The sequence below is a fragment of the Micromonospora sp. NPDC005257 genome (assembly GCF_042872445.1).
Taxonomy (GTDB): Bacteria; Actinomycetota; Actinomycetes; order Mycobacteriales; family Micromonosporaceae; genus Micromonospora.
Map to the genome: position 1 here is coordinate 208,580 of NZ_JBIAKL010000002.1, position 25,848 is coordinate 234,427.

Sequence of the window (25,848 nt, forward strand, 5' to 3'; positions counted from 1 at the left end):
CGCACCGGCGGCCACCCTCGGGAGGGCGGGCCGCCGGTGCCGACGTACGTCAGATCTTGGCGACCTGGTTGAAGTTCAGCTCGACCGGCGTCTCCCGGCCGAAGATCGACACCAGCACCTTGAGCTTCTGCTGATCGGCGTTGATCTCGCTGATCGTCGCCGGCAGCGACGCGAACGCGCCGTCGGTGACGGTGACCGAGTCGCCGACCTCGAAGTCGAGGACCTTGACCTCGGGCTTGGCCTTCTTCTGCTCGGTCTCGATCGCCGGCGCCAGCCACTTGAGCACCTCGTCGAGGCTCAGCGGCGCCGGCCGGTCGGCCCGGTCGGTCGCGCCGACGAAGCCGGTGACCCCCGGGGTGTTCCGGACGCAGGAGTAGGACTCGGCAGTCAGCTCCATCCGGACCAGGATGTAGCCCGGGAAGACCTTCGCCTGGACCTGCGACCGCTTGCCGTTCTTGACCTCGATCTCTTCCCGGGTCGGCACCTCGACCTGGTAGATGAAGTCCTCCATGTCGAGGGAGGTGATCCGGGTCTCGAGGTTGGTCTTGACCTTGTTCTCGTAGCCGGCGTACGAGTGCACCACGTACCAGTCGCCGGGCGCGTAGCGCAGCTTCTGGCGCAGCTCGGCGACCGGGTCGAAGTCCTCGTCCGGGGCCGGCTCGGTGGTCGGGAACTCCGGCTCGCTGGCGGCCTCGACCGACTCGTTGTTGGCCGCCGTCGCCACCGTGGACTGCTCGTCCGGGGTTCCGGCGGTCTCGTCGTACTCAGGCACGCTCGCTCACTTCCGTCAGTATCGCTGTCCGCAGGTCAGCTTGGCTCGCCGAAGACCCACAGCACCGCCTTGGCGAAGCCGTAGTCCAGGCCGGCCACGATCGCCAGCATCACCGCGACGAACGTGACCACCACGGCCGTGTAGGTCAGCAGCTCCTTGCGGGTCGGCCAGATGACCTTACGCAGCTCTGCCACGACCTCGCGGAAGAACCGCGCGATGCGGGCGAACAGCCCGATCCGCTCGGTGTCCTTGCGGGTCTTCCGGCCCTCGGCCGGCTCGGCCTGCGCCCGCTTACGGGTCGCGGTGCCACCCCGGGATACCGGCTCGTCCGCGTCGGTGGCGTCGTCGTCGGCCACGTCGTCGTCGGCCACGCCGTCGACGGTCGCGTCCTCGTTCAGACGCTCGTCGCCGTCGTCCTCGCCGCGGCGCTTGCTCTTGGCCACTTCGCCCTCCGTGCGGGATATGGGGTCGCACGCCGGGCGGCGTGCGCAGCGTGTTGGTCACGCCGGCCGGACCAACCGTCCCGCGACGGGCCGCGGCCGGCGGAACGGCCGGGAGGTCCCGAACGCCTCGGAGCCACCCCACCGATGCCACCACCACGGGCCGAGCGCCGCCGGTGAGGGCGGCGCGACCCACGGAACGGTCAGGCCTGAGGCGCAGGGGTGACAGGACTTGAACCTGCAGCCTGCGGTTTTGGAGACCGCTGCTCTGCCAATTGAGCTACACCCCTGTGCGGCAACTCACCTCCACCCGGGCACGCTGTGCCGAGCGGGGGTCACTTGCCCCACGGCGGACCAGTGTACGGGTAGTCGTGCGACTTTCCCAACCGGTCTGCCCCTCGCGCGTCGGGCGGACCGTCAGCGCATCGCGCGGACCAGTGCCCGGGCCTGCGACAACACCTTGTCACCCTGGCAGGTGGCGGTGATGTCGAGCCTGGTCAGGCCCTCTTCGGTGACCTCCTTGACCACCGCGGACACTTCGATCTCGGTGCCCTCGTCGGTGTCCGGGACGACCACCGGGCGGGTGAACCGGACGCCGAAGTCGACCACCGCGTCCGGCGCGCCGGCCCAGCCGGCCACCGCCCGGCCGACCAGGGCCATGGTGAACATGCCGTGGGCGATGACGCCCGGCAGCCCGACGCCGGTGGCGGTGCGGTCGTTCCAGTGGATCGGGTTGAAGTCGCCCGAGGCGCCCGCGTAGCGGACCAGATCCGCGCGGGTCACCCGGTACGTCTGGGTGGGCAGCTCCATGTCCTCAGGCCTCCCCGCGTACGACGATCTTGGACCAGACAGCGACCACCGGTTCGCCCTCCACAGTGCTCACATCCGTGCGGGTGGTCAGGAAGCCGTGCCCGCCCCGGCTGGTGACCTCCTCGATGGTGCTCACGCACACCAGCTCGTCCCCGGCCACCACCGGCCGGGTGTACGCGAAGCGCTGGTCGCCGTGCACCACGCGGCTGTAGTCGACGCCGAGCGCCGGGTCCTCGACGATCTGCCGGCTGGCCGCCATGGTGACGACCACCGGGAACGTCGGCGGCGCCACCACGTCGGGGTGGCCGAGCGCGCGGGCCGCCTCCGGGTCGTGATGGGCCGGCTCGGTCGCGCCGACAGCGGCGGCGAACTCGCGGATCTTTTCTCGGCCCACCTGGTAGGGGGCGGTCGGCGGGTACGTCCGGCCGACGAAGGACGGGTCCAGGGACATGCCGCCGAACCTACACGGAAAGCACGAACGCCGATCCGCCCGGTCGGGCAGCCCGGAGGCCACCCGTCAGGTGGATCGGCGTTCGAGAAGCTGCTGCGGTGCCGGCTGCGCCGGCCGCGGTCAGCGGGTCTCGCGGTGGGCGGTGTGCTTGCCGTCCCGGGGACAGAACTTCTTCAGCTCGATGCGGTCCGGGTCGTTACGACGGTTCTTGCGCGTGATGTAGTTGCGCTCCTTGCACTCCACACACGCCAAAGTGATCTTCGGCCGGACATCGGTCGCCTTCGCCACGGCGGAGTGCCTTCCTGCTCACGGATAACAACTACGGCGTGTCAGCCTACGCACTGACGACGCGGACATGCAAAGTGGGCGCCTGTGGCGCCCATCCCACCGGCCACCGGGCTGAAGCCCGGAGGACGAGAGTAGCGGTGGCCGGACTTGAACCGGCGACACAGCGATTATGAGCCGCTTGCTCTACCATCTGAGCTACACCGCCGTGTGGGTCCAGCCGGACCCTCTGAGCCCCCTTACGGAATCGAACCGTAGACCTTCTCCTTACCATGGAGACGCTCTGCCGACTGAGCTAAGGGGGCCTGCCCGATCACCCCCGGGGGGTGTCGCGCAGGGGAAACAGTACACGACCGCGTCGCGCAGGTGAAATCGGATCCCCCAGGTGAGTGTCCGCCCTGGTCAGGGCACCACTCGCAGGCGCGGCAGCTCCCCCGCGACCACCGTCTCCGGGTCGACCTGGGCGCCGAACCAGGCCTCCAGCCGCTCGTACGGCAGAGGGCGGCTGAACAGGAAGCCCTGGCCGATCTCGCAGCCGATGTCCTGGAGCAGCTCCAGCGTCAGCTCGCTCTCCACACCCTCGGCCACCACGGCCAGGCCGAACTGCTGGGAGAGCGTCACCACCGCGTTGACGATCGCCAGGTCGCCCGGATCGGTCGCCATGCCCTGCACGAACGACCGGTCCACCTTCACCTCGTGCACCGGCAGCCGGCGCAGTTGCGCCAGCGACGAGTTACCGGTGCCGAAGTCGTCCACGGAGAGTCGGACACCGAGGTCACGCAGGCTGCGCAGGATGGGGATGGGACGTTCGGTGCCGTCCAGGACGCCCGCCTCGGTGACCTCAAGCGTCAGCCGCTGCGGCGGTACGCCGTACTCGGTCAGCAGGTCGCGTACCAGCGCCGGGAAGTGCTGGTCGGTGAGCGTACGCCCGGCGAGGTTGACCGCGACGGACAGCGGCTGGTCGCCGTGGCTCCAGTCGCGGCTGCGCCGCAGGCTCTCCCGGAGCACGAACTCGGTGAGCCGGCCGAGCTGGCCGGTGTGCTCGGCCACCGCCACGAAGTCGTCCGGCGCCACCGAGCCGTGCGCCGGGTGCTCCCAGCGGGCCAGGCACTCCACACCCACCAGGCGGCGGTCCCGCAGCGTGACCTTGGGCTGGAAGTAGACCTCCAGCTCGCCCCCGTCCAGCGCCCGTTGCAGGTCGCCGGCGAGGCCGAGCCGGCGCAGCGACCGGGACTCCAGCGCGGGGCTGTAGAGCTGCACGCTGCCCGGCACCGACTTGGCCGCCGTGGCGGCCAGGTCGACGCGTTGCAGCAGCGCCACCGCGTCACTGCCGTGGTCGGGGTGGACGGCCACGCCGACGACGGTGTCCACGTCCAGGGTGAGCGCGTCGAAGACCATCTCGTCGCGGGTCTGCTCCCGGAGCTGGGCCGCCAGTTCCAGGGCCGCCTCGGTGCTCTCCAGCCGGAGCGTCACCAGGAACTCGTCCCCGCCGGCCCGGCCGACGAGCGCCGAGGAAGGCGCGCAGGCGCGCAGCCGCTCGGCCACCTCGACCAGCACCTTGTCTCCCGCGGCGTGGCCCAGCGACTCGTTCACCTGGCGGAGCCGGTCGACGTCGAAGAGCAGCAGCGCCACCACCTCGCCGGGCGCCGCGATCCGGACCGCCTCCGCCACCGCCGCCGTCATCCGCCGGCGGTTGGGCAACTTGGTGAGCAGGTCGTGCTCGGCGTCGTGCCGCAGCCGGTCGACCAGGCGGGTGTTCTCCAGGGCCACCGCGGCGTGTGCGGCCACCGTCTCGAAGACCGCGATGTCGGCCGGTGTGAAGTGGTTGCCGTCGCCGAGGCGGTTGGCCACCTCCAGCGTGCCGATCACCACCGGCCCGGACCGCAGCGGCACGGCCACCGCGTCCTTGATCCGCCGCTCCGCGAGGTCCGCGCGGAACTCGTCGTCCGTCGTCACGCCGTGCCCGACAGCCACCGTACGCCGGGCCGACCGCACCTTCTCCCGCAACGCCTGCGGCGTACGCGCCTCGTCCAGCAGGCCGGGGTCGTCGACCCGTGCGGTCAGCAGCGTCTCCGGGTGCCGGCCCTGGGCCGGGAGCCAGAGTGTGGCGTACTCGGCCTGCATGAGGGACCGCACCCGGCCGAGCAGTGCGTCGGCGAGCGTTCCGCTCTGCCCGCTCTCCACCACCGCGCGGGTCAGCTCGTAGAGGTCACTCAGGGTGCGGTGCTGCCGGAAGAACTGGGCGTACGACCGGTAGACCAGGACCAGCCCCGCGCCGAGCGCGGACAGCAGCAGCAGCGACCACCAGTTGCTGCGGACCAGGATCAGCACGATCAAGCCGACGGACACGTTGATCGCCGCCGTCAGCAGACCCGCCTTGGCGCTGCGCAGCGCGCCCCGCCCGGTCTGCCAGCCGTGCAGGAGGGTGTGGACCGCGACCACGCTGACGATGCTCACCAACAGCACCATGCTGATCGCCGCGGCGATGCTCACCCAGGTGCGTGGCCCGACCCCCTGAATGGGCGGCAACGCCTGGAGGACCAGCACCCCGAGCGAGGTGCCGGCGGCGGCCCGCGCGACGTTGAACCAGACCTTCGGCGACGACAACCGGTGCCGGATGTGCGTGATGAGAGCCGTCAGCGTGTAGATGACCACCACCGTGAGCGGCGGCAGGAAGTAGAGGGCAAGGACCAGCGGAAGCTCGGTGAGGGTGACGCCGAGCGTCTGGCGGCGGACCACCAGGCTCAGCAGCGGCAGCCCGGCGCCGATCATGAGGATGAGAAAGAGCCCGGCCTGCGGCCAGCGACCGAAGGGATCGTCGGCGAGCAGGCCGGTCATCGTGGCGCACGCCACCGCGACGAGCGCCATCGGCGCCGTGATGATCCAGGCGTCCTCGGAGGACCTGCGTCGTGACTGATCGCGACGGATCATGCCGCTCCTTCGGATTGGCGGCGTGCCGCCCCCGTCATCGACCCCGACAGTCGCCCGACTGATGCGTGGAAGTCGTGCCTGACGGCAGACCGGAGAAGCCGGTCACTGCCAGATGATGTCCAGGGTCTGGAGGCCCCCGTTGATGCCGTCGAAATCGACGCCACCGACACCGCCGCCCATGAGAGCGGCGAGCACAAGAAGTGAGCCAAGCAGCCGGCCCAGCCTTCGACCAGACATGATTGCTCCTGTCGAGAGAATTTCAGAGAGGGTGGAGGTTCCACGATCGTGCCACACGGCGCGCACCCGCAAAAGCGGTGCGCGTGTCTCCGTGACGCCTCGAACAGAGGAATCATCCGTTCGTCAGGCGTGCCTCGACCCTCCGGCCCAGGATGAGGTCACGATCAGCCTGGCCGCCACCCCGAAAGGCGCGCACAGCGACTTCCAGCGTAAAGCGCACCGTATCGTCTGATTCCCTCATCAGGGCCCTCCACCGCTCACGCGCAGCCACAGTGACGGCTCACGCGCCTCGGCCTCCCGCTCCCCGGACAGCCTCTACCATCATCGATACCTGAGGCAAGGTTTCATGTCGGGCGAACCATGTCAATCATCAGTCAGCGGCCCTCCGGCTCGGCCATGACACCGATCTCCTCGCATGCCGACAGGCGCCGTCCAAGCTGGTCGCAGCCGAGCCGGTCTACCGGCCCCCGCCGCTGACGTGACCCGCCCGGCGGCTTCCGGCACCGATGTTCTCGGTGACACGGCCGGCGACATCGAGCGGGCTGGAGCAGGACCCCCACTCACGCGAAAAGGCCCCTGGCCGGCGTTCTCGCTGGTCAGGGGCCTTTTGCGCCTGGTGGCGGGTAGAGGATTCGAACCTCTGAAGCTTTCGCGACGGATTTACAGTCCGCTCCCATTGGCCGCTCGGGCAACCCGCCAGGGCACACCACCGCGTCGCAACGCGGCAGCGGAAGCAAGGATAGCGGTTGTCCCCGGCCCTACCGCAACCGGGTACCGTCAGGAGGTCCCACGCTGGTCAGTGCGGGACGGACCAGGACAGACCGCCGGACAGCAGGAGCATGAGCATGGCAGCGAACCCGTCGTTCGACATCGTGAGCAAGGTCGACCGGCAGGAGGTCGACAACGCCGTCCGCCAGTCGGAGAAGGAGCTCTCGACGCGGTTCGACTTCCGCGGCACCGGCGCCGAGATCTCCTGGTCGGGTGAGGAGGCGATCAGCCTCCAGGCGGAGACCGAGGAGCGGCTCCGGGCCGCGCTGGACGTCTTCAAGGAGAAGCTGGTCAAGCGGAACATCTCGCTGAAGTCGCTCGACGCCGGTGAGCCCCGGCAGTCGGGCAAGATCTTCAAGATCGACGCCAAGGTGGTGCAGGGCATCGACTCGGACAAGGCCAAGGCGATCAGCAAGAAGATCCGCGACGAGGGCCCGAAGGGCGTGCAGGCGCAGATCCAGGGCGACCAGCTCCGCGTCACCGGCAAGAAGAAGGACGACCTCCAGGCCGTCATCGCGCTGCTCAAGGGCGAGGACTTCGGACTGGCGCTCCAGTTCACCAACTACAGGTAAGCAAAGTTCGTCCGACCTGCAGATCGGGCTTGCCACGCCTTGTTACCTGGGCAGACGTCGTCACCAGTGGTCGTCGTTGGTCGCCGACAATCGGCCTTCGACGGCCTGGTGACGGCCTGGTGCTGGTCCTCGTCGACCATGCTCGGAGTCATTGATCGAGGCATCTGGACCGGGCTACTCCAGATCCTGCATGATCAAGCCGAGTTTGTTCAGCCTGGTCGCGACGACCGGGTGGTCCGGCCCGTACACCGCCTCGCCGATGGCCAACGCCCGCTCAACCAACGGCCGAGCCGCCCCCGCATCCCCCAGCTCCTCGGCATCAGGACGGGCGCGACACTGCGCCTGTTCACGTAATGCAGAGGACGACCGTAGGCAAGGCCTGGCAGTGTGAGCTGGTGCCGGATATCGACCCCACTGAGGCGGAGTACCTCCGCGAGATAGAGCTCCTTGCCAATGACGTCGTCAATCGGGCGCTGGACGAGGGCTGGCTAAGCTTTGATCCCGATCCTGACGATGCAACGCCCTTGCAGCGTGCCGTCAACGCGCTGGGACGCCAGCTCCAGGACTACCACTTCGAACATGACGGCTGTGTCGATCCGGACGCCCCGCTCGTCGGCCTGGCCGGAGCACTCCTGGTCCGTCCCACGACCGTTACGAGCGAGCAGGAGTACATCGACATCTGCGAGCGGCTGGGCGTTGAGGCACGGCCGCAGGGGTGGGCGTTGTGGCACACCTGGGATCAGAAGGGCCGACGAATCACCATGGTCACCACCAGGATCAGCACCACTGAAGGAATGCTGCTGGTCTGGTCGAAGGGCCGCCACATCGTCCCAGTCAAACCGCCACGGGCCGCGGTGGCAGCCACTGTCAGGGGATGGATTGGACCAGCGGTCCGATCTCCCGGATACGTGGCCGAGATGACGTGATCAGGGTCCGAGTAAACCCCGACCATCCCGGTGACCTCGACCCTGACGCCGGTCTCCTCCTGGGTCTCCCGGACTGCCGTCTCTGCCACCGGCTCGCCGATCTCCTGGCCACCGCCGGGCAGGGACCACCTGTCCCGGGGACGTGCCGCGCTCGCCGTTCTACTGACCGACGAGAAGGAGGAAGTCGATGTCGGCACGCATTGGTGAGGCCTTGCGGGAGCTGGAGCAGGACATGACCGGGCTGCGGCTGAGCCCGGCGGCCGAGGTGCGCGCACGGGGCGTGCCCGGAGCCGGCGACGGGCCGCGGTCGTGCGGGGGTGGCCGCGGTGACGGTGACCGGCGGCGCGGCGACCATGGCGACGCTGTCCGGGCCGGTGCCGGCCGCCGGCAGCACGGCCACCCCGGCCGCCGCGTGTCAGGCCGACCCGCCCGCACGGCTGGACGTCGTCTTCCGGCCGGGAGCCGGCGCGCGGCAGATCGGGGAGGTCGACTACCGGATGGGGCAGGCGCGCGGCGACACCGGGCTGCGCTGCGGCGGCAACACGGTCGCGGCCCGGCCGGACGGCGACGGCCGGGTCGTCCTGTCGGTGCTGCTGGCGCAGGGTGAGGACCCGGCGCCGATCCGGGCCGCCGTGGAGAAGCTGCCCGGGGTGGAGCGGGTGGTGACCGTCGGCGGGTGAGCGGTCAGGCGACGAGCGTCTGCTCGGCGCGTACCGCTGTGGCCTCGGCCCGGGCGATCGGGCCGCCGGGCAGCGCGGCGACCGCGGCCCCGACGGCGACCGCCACCCCGGCGAAGACGAACGCCCAGGAGACGCCGCCGGCGAGGTCGATGATCAGGCCCGCGATCGAGCCGCCGGCGGCGCTCGCCGCGATCGACATGGTCACCACCCAGGTGTACGCCTCGTTCAGCATGCCGGCCGGGGTGATCCGCCCGACGAGTGTGTTCTCCAGGGTGAGGGCGGGGGCGATGGCCGCGCCGCCGAGCACCAGCGCGACGCCGAGCGCGGCCGGGCCGGGCATCACCGCGAAGACGGCGAAGCTGGCCGCGACGGTGCCGAGCAGCCAGGCGAACTGGCGGGTCATGTTGGCGGCGGGCTTGCGTACGCCGAACCAGAAACCACCGATGGCGCTGCCGACGCCCCAGACGGCGAGCAGCACGCCGGCCAGGCTCTCCGGGTCGTCGGCGCCGGAGTTCCCGGCGAAGGCCGGGACGATGACGCCGGAGGCGCCGAAGGCGATGCCGAGGCTGGCCACGCAGAGCAGCAGCGCGGGGAAGCCGCCGAGGCGCAGCGGGCCGAGGCCCCGGGCGTGGTGCTCGCGCGCGTGCGGGCGCCAGCCGCGCATGACCCGGCCGAGCGCGACCGCGCCGGTGCCGACCAGCGTGACCACCGCGGCGCCGACGAGCGCGGCGGAGGCGTCGGCGAACAGCACGAAGCCCGCCACCAGCAGCGGGCCGATCACGAACACGACCTCGAAGAGGGTGGTCTCGGCGGCGAGCGCGGTGTTGCGCAGGTGCGCCCGGCCGGTGGCGGGGGCGGTGAGGTCGTTCCAGGCGCCCCGGATCGCGGCGGTCAGCGGCGGGTACGTGGCGCCGGCGAGGCCCGCGGCCAGGTAGATCAGCGCGAGGTTGCCGCTGTCGGAGCGGGTGGCGACGAGCAGCCCGATCAGCGCGAACGGGTGGGCCAGCGCGGTGGCCAGCAGGACGGGGGCGGGTCCGACCCGGTCGGCGATCCGGCCGGCGACCGGGCTGAGCGCGGCGCCGGAGAGCGCGTAGATGCCGCCGGCGACGGCGGCCAGGGAGTACCGGCCGGTGACCTGCTCGACGACGAGCAGCAGCGCCAGCGGGGTCATGCCGATCCCGAGCCGCCCGACGACGCCGAGGACCAGCAGCATCGGGCCGCCGGGGATCCGCCAGACGCCCTGGTACTGGCGCAGTGCGGCCACGGTCGACCTCCAGGAGGGTAATGAGTGGGAGACGTTTCGACCCTAACGGCGCGGCCTGATCGGGGGGAAACAATTGTGCCCGGACACACCACCGCGCCCGCGTCGAGGACGCGGGCGCGGTGCGGGCGTACGGCGGGTCAGCGCTGGAACCGCACCGGCCCGGAGTTGCGGGCCATCTGCTCCAGGCGGGCCACCCGCTGCTCCATCGGCGGGTGGGTGGCGAACATCGCAGCGATGCCGCCGCCCCGCTTGAACGGGTTGTCGATCATCAGGTGGGCGGTGCTGGTGAGCTGGCCCTGCGGCGCCAGCGGACGCGCCTGCGTACCCAGGTGGATCTTGCGGAGGGCGCTGGCCAGGGCCAGCGGGTCGCGGCTCAGCTCGGCGCCGGACTTGTCGGCCTGGAACTCCCGGCTCCGGCTGATCGCGAGCTGGATCACCGTGGCGGCGATCGGGCCGAGGATCAGCGTGAGCAGCAGCACGGCCGGGTTCGGGCCGTCCTCGTCGTCCGAGGAGCCGAGCGGGATGAACCAGGCGAGGTTCGCCAGCATGGTGATGATGCCGGCCAGGCCGGCGGCCACGCTGGAGATCAGGATGTCCCGGTTGTAGACGTGGGACAGCTCGTGGCCGATCACGCCACGCAACTCCCGGTAGTCCAGGACCTCCACGATGCCCTGGGTGACGCAGACCGCCGCGTTCTGCGGGTTACGACCGGTGGCGAACGCGTTGGGCTGCGAGGTCGGGCTCACGTAGAGCCGGGGCATCGGCTTGCCGGCCAGCGTGGAGAGCTCCCGCACCATCTGGTACAGCTCGGGGAACTGTGCCTCGGTGACCGGTTGCGCCTTCATCGAGCGCAGTGCGAGCTTGTCGGAGTAGAAGTAGGTGACGCCGTTCATCAGCAGCGAGACGACGACGGCGATGACGAGACCGCCGCTACCGCCGAACCAGTAGCCGACCGCGAGGATCAGCGAGGTCAACAGGCCGAGCAGCGCTGCGGTCTTGAGACGGTTGGAATGCACGATCTCTCCTTCGGTGCACGGGCCCTTGCGGGAGCCCGCTGACCGGTTCAACACACCGGTACCCGTCAACCATCCGGCTCATGGCTGAGAGTTGGCTGGATGTGGCTGTGCGCAGGCTGAAGCGGTCGCCCATCCGGGCAGGAACCGGTCAGCGCGCCGCGACGTCCAGCACGAGCTGGGGTGCGAAACCGATCACTACCGCCGCCACGGTGACCACGCCGAGCGCCAGCGCCACGGCCCGGGCGGGCCGGACCGCCGCCGCGCCGGTCGGCGTCGCGTAGAGCGAGGCGGTGACCCGCAGGTAGTAGGCCAGGCCGACCACCGCGTTCAGCGCCACCACGAGTGCCAGCCAGCCCGCGTGCCCGGCCAGCAGCGCGCGTACCACTGTCACCTTGGCGAACAGCCCGGCCAGGCCCGGCGGCAGCCCGGCCAGCCCGATCAGCGCCAGCGCGAACGCGCCGCCCACCCACGGGTGCCGCCGCGCCGCGCCGCGCAGGTCGGCCAGCGTGCCGCCGTCGCCGTCCGCCGGACGCAACGCCACCACAGCGGCGAACGCGGCCAGCTCCAGCAGCACGAAGAAGATCGCGTACGCGACGGCTGCCGCGTACGCGCCCGCCCGCGCGTCGCCGGTGCGGCCCGCGGCCAGCGCCAGCGCGCCCAGCGGCGCCAGGATGTACCCCGCCTGGGCCACCGACGACCAGGCCAGCAACCGCACGGTACGCCGTTGACGCAGCGCCACCAGGTTGCCGACGGTCATGGTCAGCACCGCCAGCACGGCCAGCACCGGGCCGGTCACGTCGCCCGGCAGCGCCCGCTGCACCACCGCCAGCAGCGCCACCACGCCACCGAGCTTCGAGGCGGTGGACAGGTACGCGGCCACCGGCAGCGGCGCGCCGTCGTACGTGGCGGGGGCCCAGGCGTGGAACGGCACGGCGGCGACCTTGAACGCCAGCCCGGCCACCACGAGCGCCACCGCGACGCCGGTCAGCGGCAGATCGGTCAGGTCGGCGCGGGCGGCCAGGGTGGCGCCGAGCCGGTCCAGGTGCAGCGTGCCGGTGACCGCGTAGAGCAGCGCCGCGCCGAGCAGCGTCACAGTGGTGGCGACCACGCTCACCACGAAGAACGTCACCGCCGCCTCGGCGCCGGCGAGGCTGCCCCGGCGCAGGCCGACCAGCACGTACAGCGGCAGCGTCAGCGTCTCCAGCGCCACGATCAGCGTGATCAGGTCACCCGCGGCGCCGAGCACCACGCCACCGGTCATCGCGCAGGCGAGCAGGAAGCAGTACTCGCCGACCGGGGTACGGCCGGCGCGCAGCAGCGGGCCGGACAGCGCCAGCACGCCGAGCGTGAGCAGGGCGATCACCGCCCCGACCAGTGCCGCACGCCCGTTCCACACCCAGGAGCAGTCCGCGCCCACGCAGAACGTGCGCCGCTCACCGGCCGCCCCGACCAGTGCCGCGCCGGCCGCGGTGCCGGCCGCGCCGAGCGCCGCCACCGCCACCGTGACGGCGGGCCGGGCCACCAGCAGGTCGAACAGGAGCACCAGCACGGCCGTGCCGGCGGCCAGGTACGCGGGCAGCATCGCCAGGTTGTCGACAGGCTGCACCAGGCTCATGGGACGACCCCCAGCAGCGCCTCCACCGGGCCGGAGGCGTAGGACAGGACCAGCGCCGGGGCCAGGCCGACCGCGAGCGCGAGCAGCACCAGCGGCGCCCACGCGGTCAGTTCCGCCCCGGCCAGCCCGGGTGCGAGCCCGGCCACGGCCGGGCTGGGCCGCCCGTGGGTGACCCGGCGCAGCAACCGCAGGAAGTACGCGGCGGTCAGCGCCCCGCCCAGCGCGGCCAGCACGGCGAGCGTGAGCCAGAGCGGGCCGCCCCGCTGCACGGCGGCCACCACGGCGAACGCCTCGCCCCAGAAGCCGGCCAGGCCGGGCAGCCCCAGCGAGGCGACGGCCGCGAAGCCGAGCAGCCCGGCAAGCCGGGGCGCGGTCTCCCGCAGCCCGGACAGTTCGGCCAGCGACCCGGTGTGCGCGCGGTCCTTCACCGCTCCGGCCAGGAAGAACAGCAGGCCGGTGATGACCCCGTGGGCGATGTTGCCGATCAGCGCGGCCTGGAGCCCGGTGGCGGTGAGCGTGGCGACCCCGAGCAGCACGAAGCCCATGTGCCCGACGCTCGAATAGGCGATCAGCCGCTTCAGGTCGTCCTGCGCCAGGCAGACCAGGCCGCCGATTCCGATCGCGGCGACGGCGAGCACGCCGAGCGCCGGCGCGGCCCAGCGGGCACCCTCCGGGGCCACCCCCACGGCCACCCGGATCAGCCCGTACGTGCCCATCTTGAGCAGCACCCCGGCGAGGATCACGCTGCCGACAGTGGGCGCCTGGGTGTGCGCGTCGGGCAGCCACGAGTGCAGCGGCCAGAGCGGGCTCTTCACCGCGAACGCGAGCGCCAGCAGCGTGAACGCGGCGAGCTGGGTGCCCCGGGACAGCCCGGCGCCGCCGGTCAGCGCGACCAGGTCGGCGGTGCCCGCGGCGGCCACCACCACGTAGACGCCGACGAGCAGCAGCACCGAGCCGAACAGCGTGTAGAGCGCGAACTTGCGGGCCGCCCGCCGCCGGTCCGCTCCGCCCCAGCCGGCGATCACCGCGTACATCGGCAACAGGACGACCTCGAAGAACAGGAAGAACAGCACCAGGTCGAGCGCGAGGAACGTGCCGAGGATGCCCACCTCGACCACCAGCAGCAGCGCCACGAGCGCCCGCCCGCTGCCGCCGCCGGGCGGCACCCGCCACAGCGTGTACGCGCAGCAGAGAAGCGTGAGCAGCGCGGTCAGCACCACCAGCGGCCAGGAGATGCCGTCCACGCCGAGGTGGAAGCGCAGGTCGAGCCCGGGCACCCACTGCCGGTCGACCTGGTGCCACGGCTGCACCGCCGGGCGGGGACCGTACCCGAACCAGCCGTGCTCGCCGCCCACCAGCGGCAGCGTCGCCAGCAGCGTCAGCGCGGCGGCGACGGTGCCGACCACCCGGCCGGCCCGGTCACCCGGCACGGCGGCGGTGGCCAGCGCGCCGAGCGCCGGGATCGCTACCACGGCGACCAGCAGGACCTGCCCGAACGTCATGAGGTGACTCCGATCAGGGCGGCCGCCAGGCCGATCAGCAGCGCACCGGCCAGCACCGCGGCCGCCGCGCGCGGCAGCGCCGCCCGGTGCAGCGCGGCCAGGCCGCCGCCCACCTCGACCGCCGCCCGGCCGCTGCCCTCGACCAGCCCGTCCACGCCCAGCTCGTCACCGGTACGGACGGCCCGCGCGAGCGCGCCCGCCGGGCGTACGACAAGGGTGTGCTGGACGTCGTCGAGCCGGAACGCCCGGGCGAAGACCGGCCGCAGCGGGCCCAGGAAGCGGGCCGGGTCGGCGGCCGGGTCGCGGCGCCAGCCCGCCCAGGCGACGCCCGCGCCGACGAGCAGCAGCAGGAACGGCAGGACCAGGTTCGGCGCGAGGTGCACCAGCTCGACGGCCTCGCCGGTGGCGTCACCCGGCACTCGCAGGCGGTCGGCGAACCACTGCGCGAACGCGGCCAGGCCGAGCAGCGCGGCCGGCACCGTGAGCAGCAGCACCGGCCAGCGCAGCAGCGCGGGCGGGTCGTGCGGTCGCAGCAGCGGCGTGCGCGTCTGGCCGAGGAAGGTGCGAAGCAGCAGGCGGGTCGCGTACCAAGCGGTCACCGCCACTCCGACCAGCCCGGCCAGCCAGACCAGCCAGCCCACCCAGGCCGGCGTCGGCCCGGCGCCGTCGAGCGCGGCCGCCTCGGCGGCGGCGAGCACGCCGTCCTTGCTCCAGAAACCCGAGAGCGGGGGTACGCCGGCCAGCGCGCCCAGGCCGACCACCATGCACCAGAACGTCACGGGCATGCCGGCACGCAGGCCACCCATCCGGGACATCAGCGTGGTGCCCACGGCGTGGATCACCGCACCGGCGGCGAGGAACAGCAGCGCCTTGAACGCGGCGTGGGTGAGCAGGTGGAACAGCGCGGCGGCAGGTGCGCCGACCGCCAGCGCCCCGGTCATGTAGCCGATCTGCGACACCGTCGACCAGGCCAGCACCCGCTTGATGTCGTCCTGCGCGGTGGCGGCGAACGCGCCGAGCAGCATGGTGATCGCGGCCATCACGCCCAGCACGGCGAGCGCGGCCGGGGCGCGTTCGAACAGCGGGAACAGCCGGGCCACCGCGTACACCCCGGCGGCGACCATGGTGGCGGCGTGGATCAGCGCGGACACCGGCGTCGGGCCGGCCATCGCGTCCGGTAGCCAGGTGTGCAGCGGGAACTGAGCGCTCTTGCCCGCCACCCCGGCGAGCAGCAGCAGGCAGGCGGCGGTGAGCGTGCCGCTGCCGTAGTCGTGGGCCAGCACGTCGGCGATCCGGAAACTCCCGGCGCCCACGCCGAGCAGCGCGATGCCGAGCAGGAAGCCGACGTCACCCACCCGGGTGACCAGGAACGCCTTCACCGCCGCGCCGGGCGCCTCGGGCAGCCGCCGGTCGTGGGCGATGAGCAGGTACGAGCAGACGCCCATCACCTCCCAGCCGACCAGCAGCATGATCAGGTCACCGGACACCACCACAGTGAGCATGGCGGCGGTGAAAAGGCTCAGTTGCGCCGCGTACGGCGGGTAGCGGTGGTCGACGTCCACGTCGTCGTGCGGACCCCGGCGCAGGTAGCCGATCGAGTAAACCTGCACGGCCAGCGCCACAGCGGTGACCGCGGTGGCGACGAGCACCGCCACGCCGTCCAGCCGCAGACCCAGCGTGACCCGCAGCCCGCCCAGGTCGACCCAGGTGGTGGACGCCTCGACCGGAGCGTCCACGCGGACCAGCAGCGCCAGCGCGGCCAGCAGCGACACCGCCGCCCCGGCCACGCCCAGCGCGACCGCCAGCCGCCGGGCCGACGCCCGGTCCTGGCGCGGAGCGGGCGGCAGCAGCAGGCCGAGCAGCCCGGCGATGAGCGGCGCCGCCGGCAGCACCGCCGCGAGCCACAGTGTCGGCGTGCTCACCGGACCGCTCCTTCCGCACCCGGCGCTGCCGTCGTCGGCTGCCCGACGGGGGTCACCGCGACGGCGGGCGCCGGCTCGGCCAGCGGCACGTCGTCGACGGTGACGCTGGCGCGTAGCCGGTAGAGCTGGAGCACGATGGCGAGCCCGACACCGATCTCGGCGGCGGCCAGCACGATCACGAACAGCGCGAACACCTGACCGGAGTGCGGCAGCACGGCCTTCACAGTGGTGTCGGCGGTGACCAGCACCAGGTTCACCGCGTTCAGCATCAGCTCCACCGCCATCAGCACCAGGACGGCGTTGCGGCGGCGCAGCACGCCGTACACGCCGAGGCCGAACAGCAGCGCGGCGGTGACGTACGGGATGACCGGCCTCACCGGCGCCCACCCTCGTCGGCGGCCCGGCGGCCGATGTCAGGGCGGGAGAGCACGATCGCGCCGACCAGCGCGGCCAGCAGCAGCACCGACAGCACCTCGAACGGCAGCACCCAGGAGCGGAACACCTGCTCGCCGATGCGCTCGGCGGTGCCCGCGGCGGGCAGGTCCACCCGGGACCAGCGGAACGCGTCGATCAGCAGCACGGCCAGGCCAAGACCGCTGCCGGCGCCCACGAGCGCGGCGGCCCAGCCCGGCCGGTCCAGGTCGTCCGACGGGCCGATCGGGGCGCGGGTCAGCATCACCGCGAACAGCAGCAGCACCACCACCGCGCCGACGTAGATGAGCACCTGCACCCAGGCCACCAGCTCGGCGGTCAGCACCAGGTAGTCACCGGCGAGCGCGCCCAGGCAGACCACCAGCCACAGCCCGGCCCGGACCAGGTGCCGGGTGGCGACCACCAGCGCACCGGCGCCCACCGCCACCGCGCCCAGCGCCAGCAGCAGCACGTCCGCACCGGTCATGTGGCAGCGCCTCCGCCCGGATCGGTGGCGGCGTCGGGGCGTACCCGGGAAGGAGCCGGACGGGCCGACGGACCCGCCGCCTTCCGGGCGGCGGTGACCTCCTCCTTGGCGGGGTCGCCGAGCGGGTCGTGGGCCGGCGGCGGCGGCACGGTGGCCATCCACTCACCCAGGTGGTCCTTGTCGTGCAGCAGGTTCTTGATGTCGTACTCGGCGTACTCGAACTCCGGCGACCAGTAGAGCGCGTCGAACGGGCAGACCTCGACGCAGATGCCGCAGTACATGCAGAGCGAGAAGTCGATGTCGAACTTGTCGAGCACGTTGCGCTGGCGGGGGCGGGCGGCGCCGGGCACCGCCACCTCCTCCTTGTGCGAGTCGATGTAGATGCACCAGTCCGGGCACTCGCGGGCGCAGAGCATGCAGACCGTGCAGTTCTCCTCCAGCAGCGCGATCACGCCGCGGGAGCGGGGCGGCAGTTCGGGCGCGACGTCCGGGTACTGCTGGGTGGTCGAGCGGCGGGTCATCGTCTTCAACGTGACCGCAAGGCCCTTGACCAACCCGGTGCCGGGCACTCCACCGTGCTCGCTCATGCCGCCCATCCTGCCCTGTGGCCCCGGCGAGCGCGACCACCACCCGTCGCTTTGCCGACGATCAGCCGGATCACGCCTCGCCGGGTGTGAGCGGGGGCAGCATCTCCACGCCGAGCTGCTGAAGCAGCTGGAACAGCTCGTTGACGCTCCACACGTCCACGATCCGGCCCTCGTCGTCGAAGCGCAGGAACGTCGCGCCCGAGTAGCTGACCACGCGGCCGGTCGGCGGCACCGGACCGAACTGCCCGGCCTGGGTGCCGGCCGCCCGCCAGCGCACCGCCACCCGCGTACCGGTCGCCACCACTTCGACGATCTTGTAACGCAGGTCGGGGAACGACGCCCGCCGGTCCCGGTGCCACGCCAGCACCGCCGCCGGGCCGGCGCCGCCGAGCCCCGGGCAGTCCGCTGCCACCAGCTCGTACGCGCTCTCCTCGCGCCCGGCGTTCCACACGTCGGCGACGAAACGCCGGGCCGCCGCCTCCACATCGGTCACGGCGGGCAGCCTATGCCCCTCTGTGACGCACTCCTCCTGCCGGGAGCCGCCGGAGCGACCATGATGGGAGCGAAAAGCGAACTCGGAGGTGGGTGTGGGCAGCGACAACGAGGTCCTGGACCGGACCGGTGGCAAGTACGTGGAACCGGGTGGCGAGTTCACCCGGGACCAGCGCTACATCGCCACCCGGATCACCGCCGACGGGCGGGACGACTGGCCGGTGGAGCCGGGCCGCTACCGGCTGGCGGTCAGCCGGGCCTGCCCCTGGGCCAACCGGCTGATCATCGTCCGCCGCCTGCTCGGCCTGGAGGACGCCATCTCGATGGCAGTGGCCGGGCCGACACACGACAAGCGGAGCTGGACGTTCGACCTGGACCCGGACGGCAAGGACCCGGTGCTCGGCATCGAGCGGCTGGCCGAGGCGTACTTCGCCCGCTTCCCCGGCTACGAGCGCGGCATCACCGTGCCGGCGCTCGTCGACGTGCCCACCGGGCAGGTGGTGACGAACGAGTACGCGCAGATGAGCCTGGACCTGTCGACCGAGTGGACGGCGTACCACCGGCCGGGCGCGCCGGACCTCTACCCGGAACCGCTGCGCGGCGAGATCGACGAGGTGAACGAGCTGGTCTTCGCCGACGTCAACAACGGCGTCTACCGGTGCGGCTTCGCCGGCAGTCAGGAGGCGTACGACAAGGCGTACCACAGGCTCTTCGACCGGCTGGACTGGCTGAGCGAACGGCTGGCCGGGCAGCGGTACCTGGTCGGCGACACCATCACCGAGGCGGACGTACGGCTGTTCACCACGCTCGTCCGCTTCGACCCGGTCTACCACGGGCACTTCAAGTGCAATCGGCAGAAGCTCAGCGAGATGCCGGTGCTGTGGGCGTACGCCCGGGACCTGTTCACCACGCCCGGCTTCGGCGACACGATCGACTTCGACCACATCAAGCGGCACTACTACGAGGTTCACCGGGACATCAACCCGACCGGCATCGTGCCGCTCGGTCCCGACCTGAGTAACTGGCTCACCCCGCACGGCCGGGAGGAGCTGGGCGGTCGCCCCTTCGGCGACGGCACCCCACCCCCGCCCCCACCCGAGTCCGAGCGCGTAGACCCGGCCCACACCCCCTTGCGCTGACCCCGCCCCGCCCCGCGCCGCCCAGCGCCGGCGATCTTGCACTTTGGGCCCCGAACCTGGGCGCCTTGCCCCTTTTTGCCAGGGCAGAAAGTGCAAGATCGCCGAGGGCGGGAGGGGCGGGGAGAGAGGGGTTACAGAGCCAGGCGGACTGCGGCGGTCAGGACCAGCTGGGCCAGGGCCAGGGGGACCAGGACCAGCCAGCAGAGGCGCTGGAGCTGGTCCTCGCGCAGCCTCGGGTAACTCACCCGCAGCCAGATGATCACGAAGGCGACGGCGAAGACCTTGAGCAGCGTCCACAGCCAGCCGAGCTGTGCGTCGGCGAACGGGCCCTGCCAACCGCCGAGGAACAGCACCGTGGTCAGCGCCGCGATCACCACGATGCCGACGTACTCGGCGAGCAGGAAGAACGCGAACCGCAGGCCGGTGTACTCGGTCATGTAGCCGAACACCAGCTCGGAGTCGGCCACCGGCATGTCGAACGGCGGGCGGCGGATCTCCGCCAGCCCGGCCACGAAGAAGATCACCATGGCCGGCGCCTGCCACAGCAGCCACCACGGCTGCCACGCCTCCACGATGCCGGGCAGGCTGAGCGTGCCCGCCGCCATCGCCACCGAGGCGGCGGCCAGCACCAGCGGCAGCTCGTACCCGAGCAACTGGGCCGCGCCGCGCAGCCCGCCGAGCAGGCTGTACTTGTTCGCCGACGCCCACGCGGACATGAGCACGGCCAGCACGCCGACGCCCACCACGGCGAGCACGAAGAACAGGCCGATGTCCAGCGGCTGGGCGACCAGGTCACCCGGCCCGAGCGGGATGACGAGCAGCACGAGCAGGTACGGCACCAGCGCCACCGCGGGCGCCAGCCGGAACACCGGCCGGTCCGCGTCGCGCGGGGTGACGTCCTCCTTCTGCACGAACTTGATGCCGTCCGCCACGAGTTGGGCCCAGCCGTGGAAGCCGCCCGCGTACATCGGGCCCAGCCGGCCCTGCATGTGCGCCATCACCTTGTGCTCGGCCTGGCCCACGATCAGCGGCAGGGTGAGGAACGCGACCAGCACCCCGGCCACCCGCAGGACCAGCTCCAGCCACTCCGGCATCAGCTCTCCCCCGCCGCGTCGGGCTCCGGCTCCTGGCGGGGCGGCCCGGTCGGCCGCTCCCCCGGCAGCGGCCGTCCGAGCGGACCCGGCTCACCGGCCGCCGGGGCAGCGGCCGACCCCGGCCCGGCCTCCGCCGAAGCGGACCGAGCCGGGCGCTCGGCGGAAGCCGGCCGTTCCGGACCCGCCCCGGAAGCGGGCCGCGCCGGACGATCACCCGGGGCGGGCCGCGCCGGGCGCTCACGGGCCGGGCGTGCCGGCGTACCCCCGCGGGGGCCCTCGCCGGCACCCGCCGCACCCGCCGGCGTGGGCGTCGTGCCCCACTCCCCCGGCGCGGGCACGCCCGGCGGGCGGACCGGACGGCGTCCCCCGCCGGCCTCCGACTCGCCCGGCTCCTTCGCGCCGGGCCACGGCTTGGCGACCCGGGAGGCGAGGACGAACTCCTTGCGCAGCGGGTGTCCCTCGAACTCCGGCGGCAGCAGCAGCGGGCGCAGCTCGCCGTGGCCGGCGAAGTCGATGCCGAACATCTCGTGCGTCTCGCGCTCGTGCCAGGCGGCGCCGGGGAACAGGCCGACCACCGACGCGACGACCGGCGCGTCCCGGGGCACCCGGGTGCGCAGCAGCAGCCCGTGCCGGTACCGGACCGACCACAGGTGCAGCACCACGTCGAAGCCGTCGGCCAGCTCGTCCACCGCCGACAGCCAGTCCAGGAAATCGAGACCCAGCTCGGCGTCGTCGCGTGCCGCACGCACCGCGTCCGCCCAGCTCGCCGGGGGTACGTCGACGGTGGCGCGGGCGTACCCCTGACCGCCGGACACCGACGCGGCAGCCTCGACGGGCGCGAGCAGCGCGACCACTCGCAAGCCGACCTCTTCCGGAGTCATGCGCTGATCCTATGGCCGACGGCTGCGGGCCGGGTCGGGCCGCCCGTGCCGGGATCGTCGCTTCGCCGGACGCGCGGCGGGAGCGCGCGGAAAGATGGGGTCCGTGCGCGCTGTGACTGTGACCCCCGGTGTCCCGGATTCGCTGCGGCTCGCCGAGGACTGGCCCGAGCCGCCGCCCGAGGAGGGCGCGATCCTGGTCGAGGCGCTGGCGGTGGGGGTGTGCGGCACCGATCACGACATCGTGTCCGGCGAGTACGGCGAGGCGCCGCCGGGCCAGGACCGGCTGGTTCTCGGGCACGAGTCGCTGGGTCGCGTGCTGGAGGACCCGACCGGCACGTTGCAGGCCGGCGACCTGGTTGCGGGCGTGGTCCGCCACCCGGACCCGGTGCCCTGCGCGAACTGCGCGGTTGACGAGTGGGACATGTGCCGCAACGGGCGGTACACCGAGCACGGCATCAAGGCGCTGCCCGGCTTCGCCCGGGAACGCTGGCGGTTGCAGCCCAGGTTCGCCGTCGGCCTGGACCCGGCGCTCGCGTCGGTGGGCGTGCTGCTGGAGCCGACGAGCGTGGTGGCGAAGGCGTGGGACCACATCGAGCGGATCGGCCGCCGGGCCGAGTGGAAACCGATGACCGTGCTGGTCACCGGCGCCGGGCCGATCGGGCTGCTGGCCGCGCTGCTCGGCAGCCAGCGTGGGCTGTCGGTGCACGTGCTGGACCGCACCACCACCGGGCCGAAGCCGGAGCTGGTCCGCGCGCTCGGGGCGACCTACCACACGGCGCCGGTGCCGGAGCTGGACGTGAAACCGGACGTGGTGATCGAGTGCACCGGCGCTCCCACTGTGGTGCTGGACGCCATGTGCAAGGCCGCGCCCACCGGCATCGTCTGCCTGACCGGTGTGTCGAGCGGCGGCCGGACCATCAACTTCGACGCCGGGGCGCTCAACCGGGAGCTGGTGCTGGAGAACACCGTGGTGTTCGGCTCGGTGAACGCCGGCCGGCGGCACTGGGAGATGGCCGCCGAGGCGCTCGCCCAGGCCGACCGGTCGTGGCTGACGTCGCTGATCACCCGCCGGGTGCCGCTGACCAGCTACCGCGAGGCGTACGCCTCGGTCGGTGAGGACATCAAGGCCGTGCTGGACTTCACGCAGTGAGGCGGGGCGGCGGATCGCAGCGCCCCGGCCCCTCAGATGCCGGGTAGCCGGCCGTTGCGGAACAGGTCCACGAAGAGCTGGTGGTCCTCGCGGGCCCGGATCCCGTACCGGTGCCCGAAGTCGACCAGGTAGCCGACGAACGCCTCCGGGTCGGCGTCGACCACGGCCACGATCGCCTCCTCGGTGGAGTAGTCGACCAGGTCGTGGCTGGACTCGTCGTCGGCGACCGAGTGCATCCGGGCCACCGCCCGGCCCAGGTCGGCGAGCACGCCGGACAGTTCCTCCGGCTCGTTCACGTCGGCCCAGTCCAGGTCCGCCGCGTACGGGGACACCTCGGCGACGAGCTGCCCGACGCCGTCCAGCTCGGTGAAGCCCAGCCACGGGTCGGCGTGCGCCTGCAACGCGCGTTGCGACTCGGCGGTGCGGTGCCCCTGGTGCCGGAAGTACGACCGGACCCGCTCGTCGTCGACGTACCGCGCCACGGCCGGCACCTGCGCCTGCTTCATGTAGATGACGACGTCGTTCTCCAGCGCCTGGGTGTGCCCCTCCAGCAGCAGGTTGTACGACGGCAGCCCGGCCGACCCGATGCCGACGCCCTTGCGCAGCACCACGTCCTTGATGCCGGTGGCCACCGGGCGCATCCGGGTGGCCGACTCCGGCAGCGTGTGCAGGTAGTCGGCGAACGCCGCGCAGACCTTCTCCCGGGTGGCGTCGTCGATCTCGTACACGCCGTCGCCGAGGGAGAACCGGCGCTCGTAGTTGTCGACGGTGGTCTGCCCGGCGAGCAGGTCCACCCGGGTGTTCATCCGTGCCTGCTGGAGCACCCGGCGCAGCACGCCGTCGGCGTTGTCGAGCGTGATCGAGCCGATCGCGTCGTCCCCACCCGCGGCGATGGCCCGCAGCTCGGCCAGGTACGACCGCGCGAAGCCCGCCACCAGCTCGCCGATCACCCGGTCGGAGAGCGCCTTGGCGTAGCCGAGCAGCGCCACGCTGGCGGCGAAGCGCTTCAGGTCCCAGGTGAACGGCCCGACATACGCCTCGTCGAAGTCGTTGACGTTGAACACGAGCTGCCCGGAGCCGTTCATGTAGGTGCCGAAGTTCTCGGCGTGCAGGTCGCCGTGGATCCACACCCGGCTGGTCCGGTCGTCGAGGAACCGGTCGCTGCCGAAGTCGCCGCGCTGGTCGGCGTAGAACAGCGCGGCGCTGCCCCGGTAGAAGGCGAACGGTGACGCCGCCATCTTGCGGAACTTGCGGCGGAACGCCGCCGGGTCGATGGCCATGGACGCGCCGAACTCCTCGGTCAGCACGTCGATGATGAATGCGGAGCGCTCCTCCGCGAGGCCGGTCATGTCCGCAGGCTAGCCACCCGGCGCCAGTCGCCGGCCCGTTCCGGCTCGGCCCGGTGCCCGGTACGACGGCGGTCGCCGCCGTACCGGGCACTCGTCGGCCGTCAGCGCCCGGCGCGTGAGTCCGGTCGGATGCCCAGCGGAGCCGCGGCGGCGCGGGCCACGCCCGTGGGGGGAGCCCCGCAGGTGGAGCCGGTGTTCATCGCGACGGTGGTGGTGGTGCCGGCCTTGACCCGCACGGTCTGGGCCTGTCGGCTGCCGTACCAGCAGTCCTTGTTCACCCAGTACTGCACGTAGACGTCCTGCGTGCGGTGCCCCTTGACGGTGAACGACCCACCGCTGCCGCTGTCGAAGTACCCGTAGGAGGCGCTGGCGATGTCGCCGGTGCGCGCGTTGTACGTCCAGACGTAACCGCTGGCCCACGGGTCGGCCGGGTCGGTCACCTTGCCGGCGAGCACGCCACCGGCGACCAGCTTGGCGTTGACGGTTGCCGTGCCACCCGACGTGACCTGGGTGTACGTGGCGGCGAAGCGGTCGGCGACATTGCCGGACCACTGCCAGGCGTAGCCGCTGTTGGCGGTGGGTGCGAACTCGACCGGCCAGCGGTAGGGGCCGAGGTCGTTGATGGTGTAGCGGCCGGAGGCGTCGGAGCAGTTCTTCCCGAAGATGGAGCCCTGGCCGGGGTGGAAGGCGTACGGGTAGGAACAGACACCCGGGACCACGTCGCCCGCGGCGTTGCGGACCGTACCGGTGATCGTGCCCGGCTGGTCCATCCGGATGGCCGGGATGGTGATGGTGCGCGCCGCCTTCAAGGTCACCGCCAGCGCCACACGCTGGTCGCCGCTGCCGCCGTCGGCGGTGACCCACTGGTCGCCGTAGCGGCGCACCGGCGGGTCGTACGGGTTGTCCGCCTGGTAGGCGTACACGTTCAAGGTCTGGAGTTCGTCAGCCTCGAACGGGCCGACCTCCAGGCGGCCGTCCGTGCCGGAGCAGTACTGCCGCATGTGGGCGGACTGTCCACCCCACTTGGGCTGGACCAGGTGTACGCAGATCCCGCTGATCGGGGCAGAGGTGGCCGCGTCCCGCACGGTGGTGGTGAAGGCCGCGCCGGGCCGCAACGCGTACGAGACCTCGGTGACCGCACCACGCCGCACGTCGACGGTCGGCTGGGGGTCGGCGGGGAAGTACGAGGCGCCGCCGGTCACCTCGGTCGTCCAACTGCCCGGACGCACACCGGTGACCCGGACCAGGCCGTTCGTGCCGCAGACGAACTCGTCGCGCCCTCCGATGACGTACAGGCAGGGACGCGGCACCGGCTTGCCGGTGACCGAATCGGTCACCCGGGCCTCGATCTCGCCGAGCGGCAGCACCTGCTCGTCGACGGTGAGCGTCGCGCCGTCGGCCACCTCGAACACGGTGGCGCTGTCCCGGCTCTCCTGACCCGGCACCCACTGGTAGCCACGGGTGTTGTCGTAGACGGAGATCCGGTACCGGCCGGGGGGCACGTTGTCGATCTGGTAACGCCCGTCGCCGAGGTCCCAGGTGTAGGCGATGGCCTCGTAGTTCGAGTCCTCGCCGTAGATGGTGACGGTGGCCTCGACCGGCGCGCCGGTCTCGTCGGTGATCCGGCCCTTGATCCCCGCCGAGCCCTGCCCGAGCGTGACGTCCCGCTCGACGAGGTCGTACGCGGGAAGGCTGATCCGGTCAGCGTTCAGGTAGTCCGGGGCGGAGTACCACCACTCGGTCCGGAAGCCGGCGGCGTGCACCCGGATCTTGTAGTCGGGGGCGTCGGCGACGCCGGGAATGGTGTAGCGCCCCTGCGCGTCCGAGCAGTACTCGGCGGCCACCTCCTCGGGTGAGGTGTGCAGGGCGAAACAGGCGTTCGCGACCGGCGCACCGTCGGCGTCGGTGACCAGCCCGGTGTAGCCGACCGCCTCAGCGGCCGCCGGCGTGGCAGAGAGGGAGATCGTGGCGAGCGCCGCCAGAAGGGCGGCCCCCGCAGCCCGCAGTCGTATCATGCCAGCAAACATAACGGCGACCGTCAACATTTAAGATCACCTAAAGAGGTGA

The 25,848-nt window shown here is 72.2% G+C and carries 26 protein-coding genes, 4 tRNA genes and 1 pseudogene; 5 read left to right on the forward strand and 26 right to left on the reverse strand.

Going from position 1 to position 25,848, the window contains the following annotated elements; all coding sequences use genetic code 11:
- Nucleotides 1-49: 49 nt before the first annotated feature.
- From nusG to ACFYO8_RS04545, 11 genes are all read right to left on the reverse strand, one after another.
- Nucleotides 50-772: a transcription termination/antitermination protein NusG gene (nusG, locus tag ACFYO8_RS04495; protein ID WP_354870352.1), complete on the reverse strand. Its 723-nt coding sequence runs from the start codon at nt 770-772 to the stop codon at nt 50-52.
- Between the two features lie 35 nt (nt 773-807).
- Nucleotides 808-1,215, reverse strand: a complete 408-nt coding sequence (gene secE / locus ACFYO8_RS04500; protein ID WP_354870350.1) for a preprotein translocase subunit SecE — start codon at nt 1,213-1,215, stop codon at nt 808-810.
- 214 nt (nt 1,216-1,429) lie between these two features.
- Nucleotides 1,430-1,502, reverse strand: a tRNA-Trp gene (locus tag ACFYO8_RS04505).
- A 127-nt stretch (nt 1,503-1,629) separates the two neighbouring features.
- Nucleotides 1,630-2,022 carry a MaoC family dehydratase gene (locus ACFYO8_RS04510; RefSeq protein ID WP_355047197.1) on the reverse strand — a complete coding sequence of 131 codons (393 nt, stop codon included), beginning with the start codon at nt 2,020-2,022 and terminating at the stop codon, nt 1,630-1,632.
- 4 nt (nt 2,023-2,026) lie between these two features.
- On the reverse strand, nt 2,027-2,473 hold the full coding sequence (locus tag ACFYO8_RS04515; RefSeq protein ID WP_354870345.1) for a MaoC family dehydratase N-terminal domain-containing protein: 447 nt from the start codon (nt 2,471-2,473) through the stop codon (nt 2,027-2,029).
- 120 nt (nt 2,474-2,593) lie between these two features.
- A complete protein-coding gene (gene rpmG / locus ACFYO8_RS04520; RefSeq protein ID WP_091242082.1) occupies nt 2,594-2,761 on the reverse strand; it encodes a 50S ribosomal protein L33 in 168 nt (55 codons plus the stop codon).
- A 132-nt stretch (nt 2,762-2,893) separates the two neighbouring features.
- Nucleotides 2,894-2,966, reverse strand: a tRNA-Met gene (locus tag ACFYO8_RS04525).
- A 24-nt stretch (nt 2,967-2,990) separates the two neighbouring features.
- Nucleotides 2,991-3,063, reverse strand: a tRNA-Thr gene (locus ACFYO8_RS04530).
- Nucleotides 3,064-3,160: 97 nt separating this feature from the next.
- Complete coding sequence (locus ACFYO8_RS04535; protein WP_355047198.1) at nt 3,161-5,689, reverse strand: bifunctional diguanylate cyclase/phosphodiesterase; 2,529 nt, start codon at nt 5,687-5,689, stop codon at nt 3,161-3,163.
- Nucleotides 5,690-5,791: 102 nt separating this feature from the next.
- Entirely contained in the window at nt 5,792-5,983 is a 192-nt protein-coding gene (locus tag ACFYO8_RS04540; RefSeq protein ID WP_354870341.1) for a hypothetical protein, read from the reverse strand.
- Between the two features lie 557 nt (nt 5,984-6,540).
- Nucleotides 6,541-6,624: transfer RNA gene (locus tag ACFYO8_RS04545), tRNA-Tyr, on the reverse strand.
- A gap of 147 nt (nt 6,625-6,771) precedes the next feature.
- On the opposite strand from ACFYO8_RS04545, the gene ACFYO8_RS04550 reads away from it, so the two are divergent.
- Nucleotides 6,772-7,266, forward strand: a complete 495-nt coding sequence (locus ACFYO8_RS04550; protein ID WP_354874326.1) for a YajQ family cyclic di-GMP-binding protein — start codon at nt 6,772-6,774, stop codon at nt 7,264-7,266.
- A 174-nt stretch (nt 7,267-7,440) separates the two neighbouring features.
- On the opposite strand, the gene ACFYO8_RS04555 is transcribed toward ACFYO8_RS04550, so the two are convergent.
- On the reverse strand, nt 7,441-7,575 hold the full coding sequence (locus ACFYO8_RS04555; protein WP_354874336.1) for a tetratricopeptide repeat protein: 135 nt from the start codon (nt 7,573-7,575) through the stop codon (nt 7,441-7,443).
- An 86-nt stretch (nt 7,576-7,661) separates the two neighbouring features.
- Here ACFYO8_RS04555 and ACFYO8_RS04560 point away from each other — a divergent pair, with 86 nt between their 5' ends.
- Nucleotides 7,662-8,192 (forward strand): hypothetical protein, encoded by a 531-nt coding sequence (locus ACFYO8_RS04560; RefSeq protein WP_354874338.1) that lies wholly within the window; start codon nt 7,662-7,664, stop codon nt 8,190-8,192.
- 5 nt (nt 8,193-8,197) lie between these two features.
- Here the strand turns inward: ACFYO8_RS04560 and ACFYO8_RS04565 are convergent.
- Nucleotides 8,198-8,467 (reverse strand): annotated as a pseudogene (locus ACFYO8_RS04565) (NUDIX domain-containing protein); the annotation flags it as partial.
- A gap of 51 nt (nt 8,468-8,518) precedes the next feature.
- On the opposite strand from ACFYO8_RS04565, the gene ACFYO8_RS04570 reads away from it, so the two are divergent.
- Nucleotides 8,519-8,872: a hypothetical protein gene (locus ACFYO8_RS04570; RefSeq protein WP_354874324.1), complete on the forward strand. Its 354-nt coding sequence runs from the start codon at nt 8,519-8,521 to the stop codon at nt 8,870-8,872.
- Between the two features lie 4 nt (nt 8,873-8,876).
- On the opposite strand, the gene ACFYO8_RS04575 is transcribed toward ACFYO8_RS04570, so the two are convergent.
- The 9 genes from ACFYO8_RS04575 to ACFYO8_RS04615 form a co-directional block, all read right to left on the reverse strand.
- Entirely contained in the window at nt 8,877-10,136 is a 1,260-nt protein-coding gene (locus ACFYO8_RS04575; protein WP_354874322.1) for an MFS transporter, read from the reverse strand.
- Nucleotides 10,137-10,273: 137 nt separating this feature from the next.
- Nucleotides 10,274-11,152 carry a zinc metalloprotease HtpX gene (gene htpX, locus ACFYO8_RS04580; RefSeq protein ID WP_354874320.1) on the reverse strand — a complete coding sequence of 293 codons (879 nt, stop codon included), beginning with the start codon at nt 11,150-11,152 and terminating at the stop codon, nt 10,274-10,276.
- A gap of 148 nt (nt 11,153-11,300) precedes the next feature.
- Nucleotides 11,301-12,767 carry a proton-conducting transporter membrane subunit gene (locus ACFYO8_RS04585; protein WP_354874317.1) on the reverse strand — a complete coding sequence of 489 codons (1,467 nt, stop codon included), beginning with the start codon at nt 12,765-12,767 and terminating at the stop codon, nt 11,301-11,303.
- Nucleotides 12,764-14,269, reverse strand: coding sequence for an NADH-quinone oxidoreductase subunit M (locus tag ACFYO8_RS04590; RefSeq protein WP_357707274.1), 1,506 nt, complete (start codon nt 14,267-14,269; stop codon nt 12,764-12,766). The genes ACFYO8_RS04585 and ACFYO8_RS04590 overlap by 4 nt, the downstream gene beginning before the upstream one ends.
- Nucleotides 14,266-16,191, reverse strand: a complete 1,926-nt coding sequence (locus ACFYO8_RS04595; protein WP_387256805.1) for an NADH-quinone oxidoreductase subunit L — start codon at nt 16,189-16,191, stop codon at nt 14,266-14,268. Before ACFYO8_RS04595 ends, ACFYO8_RS04590 begins: the two co-directional genes overlap by 4 nt.
- Entirely contained in the window at nt 16,188-16,568 is a 381-nt protein-coding gene (gene nuoK / locus ACFYO8_RS04600; RefSeq protein ID WP_354874311.1) for an NADH-quinone oxidoreductase subunit NuoK, read from the reverse strand. Before nuoK ends, ACFYO8_RS04595 begins: the two co-directional genes overlap by 4 nt.
- Nucleotides 16,565-17,089 (reverse strand): NADH-quinone oxidoreductase subunit J, encoded by a 525-nt coding sequence (locus ACFYO8_RS04605; RefSeq protein ID WP_354874309.1) that lies wholly within the window; start codon nt 17,087-17,089, stop codon nt 16,565-16,567. Before ACFYO8_RS04605 ends, nuoK begins: the two co-directional genes overlap by 4 nt.
- The gene (locus tag ACFYO8_RS04610; RefSeq protein WP_387256807.1) at nt 17,086-17,676 is read right to left on the reverse strand and encodes a NuoI/complex I 23 kDa subunit family protein; all 591 of its coding nucleotides are present in this window, start codon (nt 17,674-17,676) and stop codon (nt 17,086-17,088) included. The genes ACFYO8_RS04605 and ACFYO8_RS04610 overlap by 4 nt, the downstream gene beginning before the upstream one ends.
- 70 nt (nt 17,677-17,746) lie before the next feature.
- On the reverse strand, nt 17,747-18,169 hold the full coding sequence (locus tag ACFYO8_RS04615; RefSeq protein ID WP_354874305.1) for an ester cyclase: 423 nt from the start codon (nt 18,167-18,169) through the stop codon (nt 17,747-17,749).
- A gap of 94 nt (nt 18,170-18,263) precedes the next feature.
- Between ACFYO8_RS04615 and ACFYO8_RS04620 the strand changes: the two genes are divergently transcribed.
- Nucleotides 18,264-19,307 (forward strand): glutathione S-transferase family protein, encoded by a 1,044-nt coding sequence (locus ACFYO8_RS04620; RefSeq protein WP_387256808.1) that lies wholly within the window; start codon nt 18,264-18,266, stop codon nt 19,305-19,307.
- 131 nt (nt 19,308-19,438) lie between these two features.
- On the opposite strand, the gene nuoH is transcribed toward ACFYO8_RS04620, so the two are convergent.
- The gene (nuoH, locus tag ACFYO8_RS04625) at nt 19,439-20,401 is read right to left on the reverse strand and encodes an NADH-quinone oxidoreductase subunit NuoH (protein ID WP_354874301.1); all 963 of its coding nucleotides are present in this window, start codon (nt 20,399-20,401) and stop codon (nt 19,439-19,441) included.
- Complete coding sequence (locus tag ACFYO8_RS04630; protein WP_387188789.1) at nt 20,401-21,282, reverse strand: NADH-quinone oxidoreductase subunit C; 882 nt, start codon at nt 21,280-21,282, stop codon at nt 20,401-20,403. The genes nuoH and ACFYO8_RS04630 overlap by 1 nt, the downstream gene beginning before the upstream one ends.
- A gap of 103 nt (nt 21,283-21,385) precedes the next feature.
- Here ACFYO8_RS04630 and ACFYO8_RS04635 point away from each other — a divergent pair, with 103 nt between their 5' ends.
- The gene (locus ACFYO8_RS04635; RefSeq protein ID WP_355014804.1) at nt 21,386-22,432 is read left to right on the forward strand and encodes a glucose 1-dehydrogenase; all 1,047 of its coding nucleotides are present in this window, start codon (nt 21,386-21,388) and stop codon (nt 22,430-22,432) included.
- 32 nt (nt 22,433-22,464) lie between these two features.
- Here ACFYO8_RS04635 and ACFYO8_RS04640 read toward each other — a convergent pair whose 3' ends face one another.
- Both ACFYO8_RS04640 and ACFYO8_RS04645 read right to left on the reverse strand, forming a co-directional pair.
- Nucleotides 22,465-23,781, reverse strand: a complete 1,317-nt coding sequence (locus ACFYO8_RS04640; RefSeq protein WP_354874297.1) for a DUF2252 domain-containing protein — start codon at nt 23,779-23,781, stop codon at nt 22,465-22,467.
- A 101-nt stretch (nt 23,782-23,882) separates the two neighbouring features.
- On the reverse strand, nt 23,883-25,796 hold the full coding sequence (locus tag ACFYO8_RS04645; protein WP_355014803.1) for a carboxypeptidase-like regulatory domain-containing protein: 1,914 nt from the start codon (nt 25,794-25,796) through the stop codon (nt 23,883-23,885).
- Nucleotides 25,797-25,848: the final 52 nt, after the last annotated feature.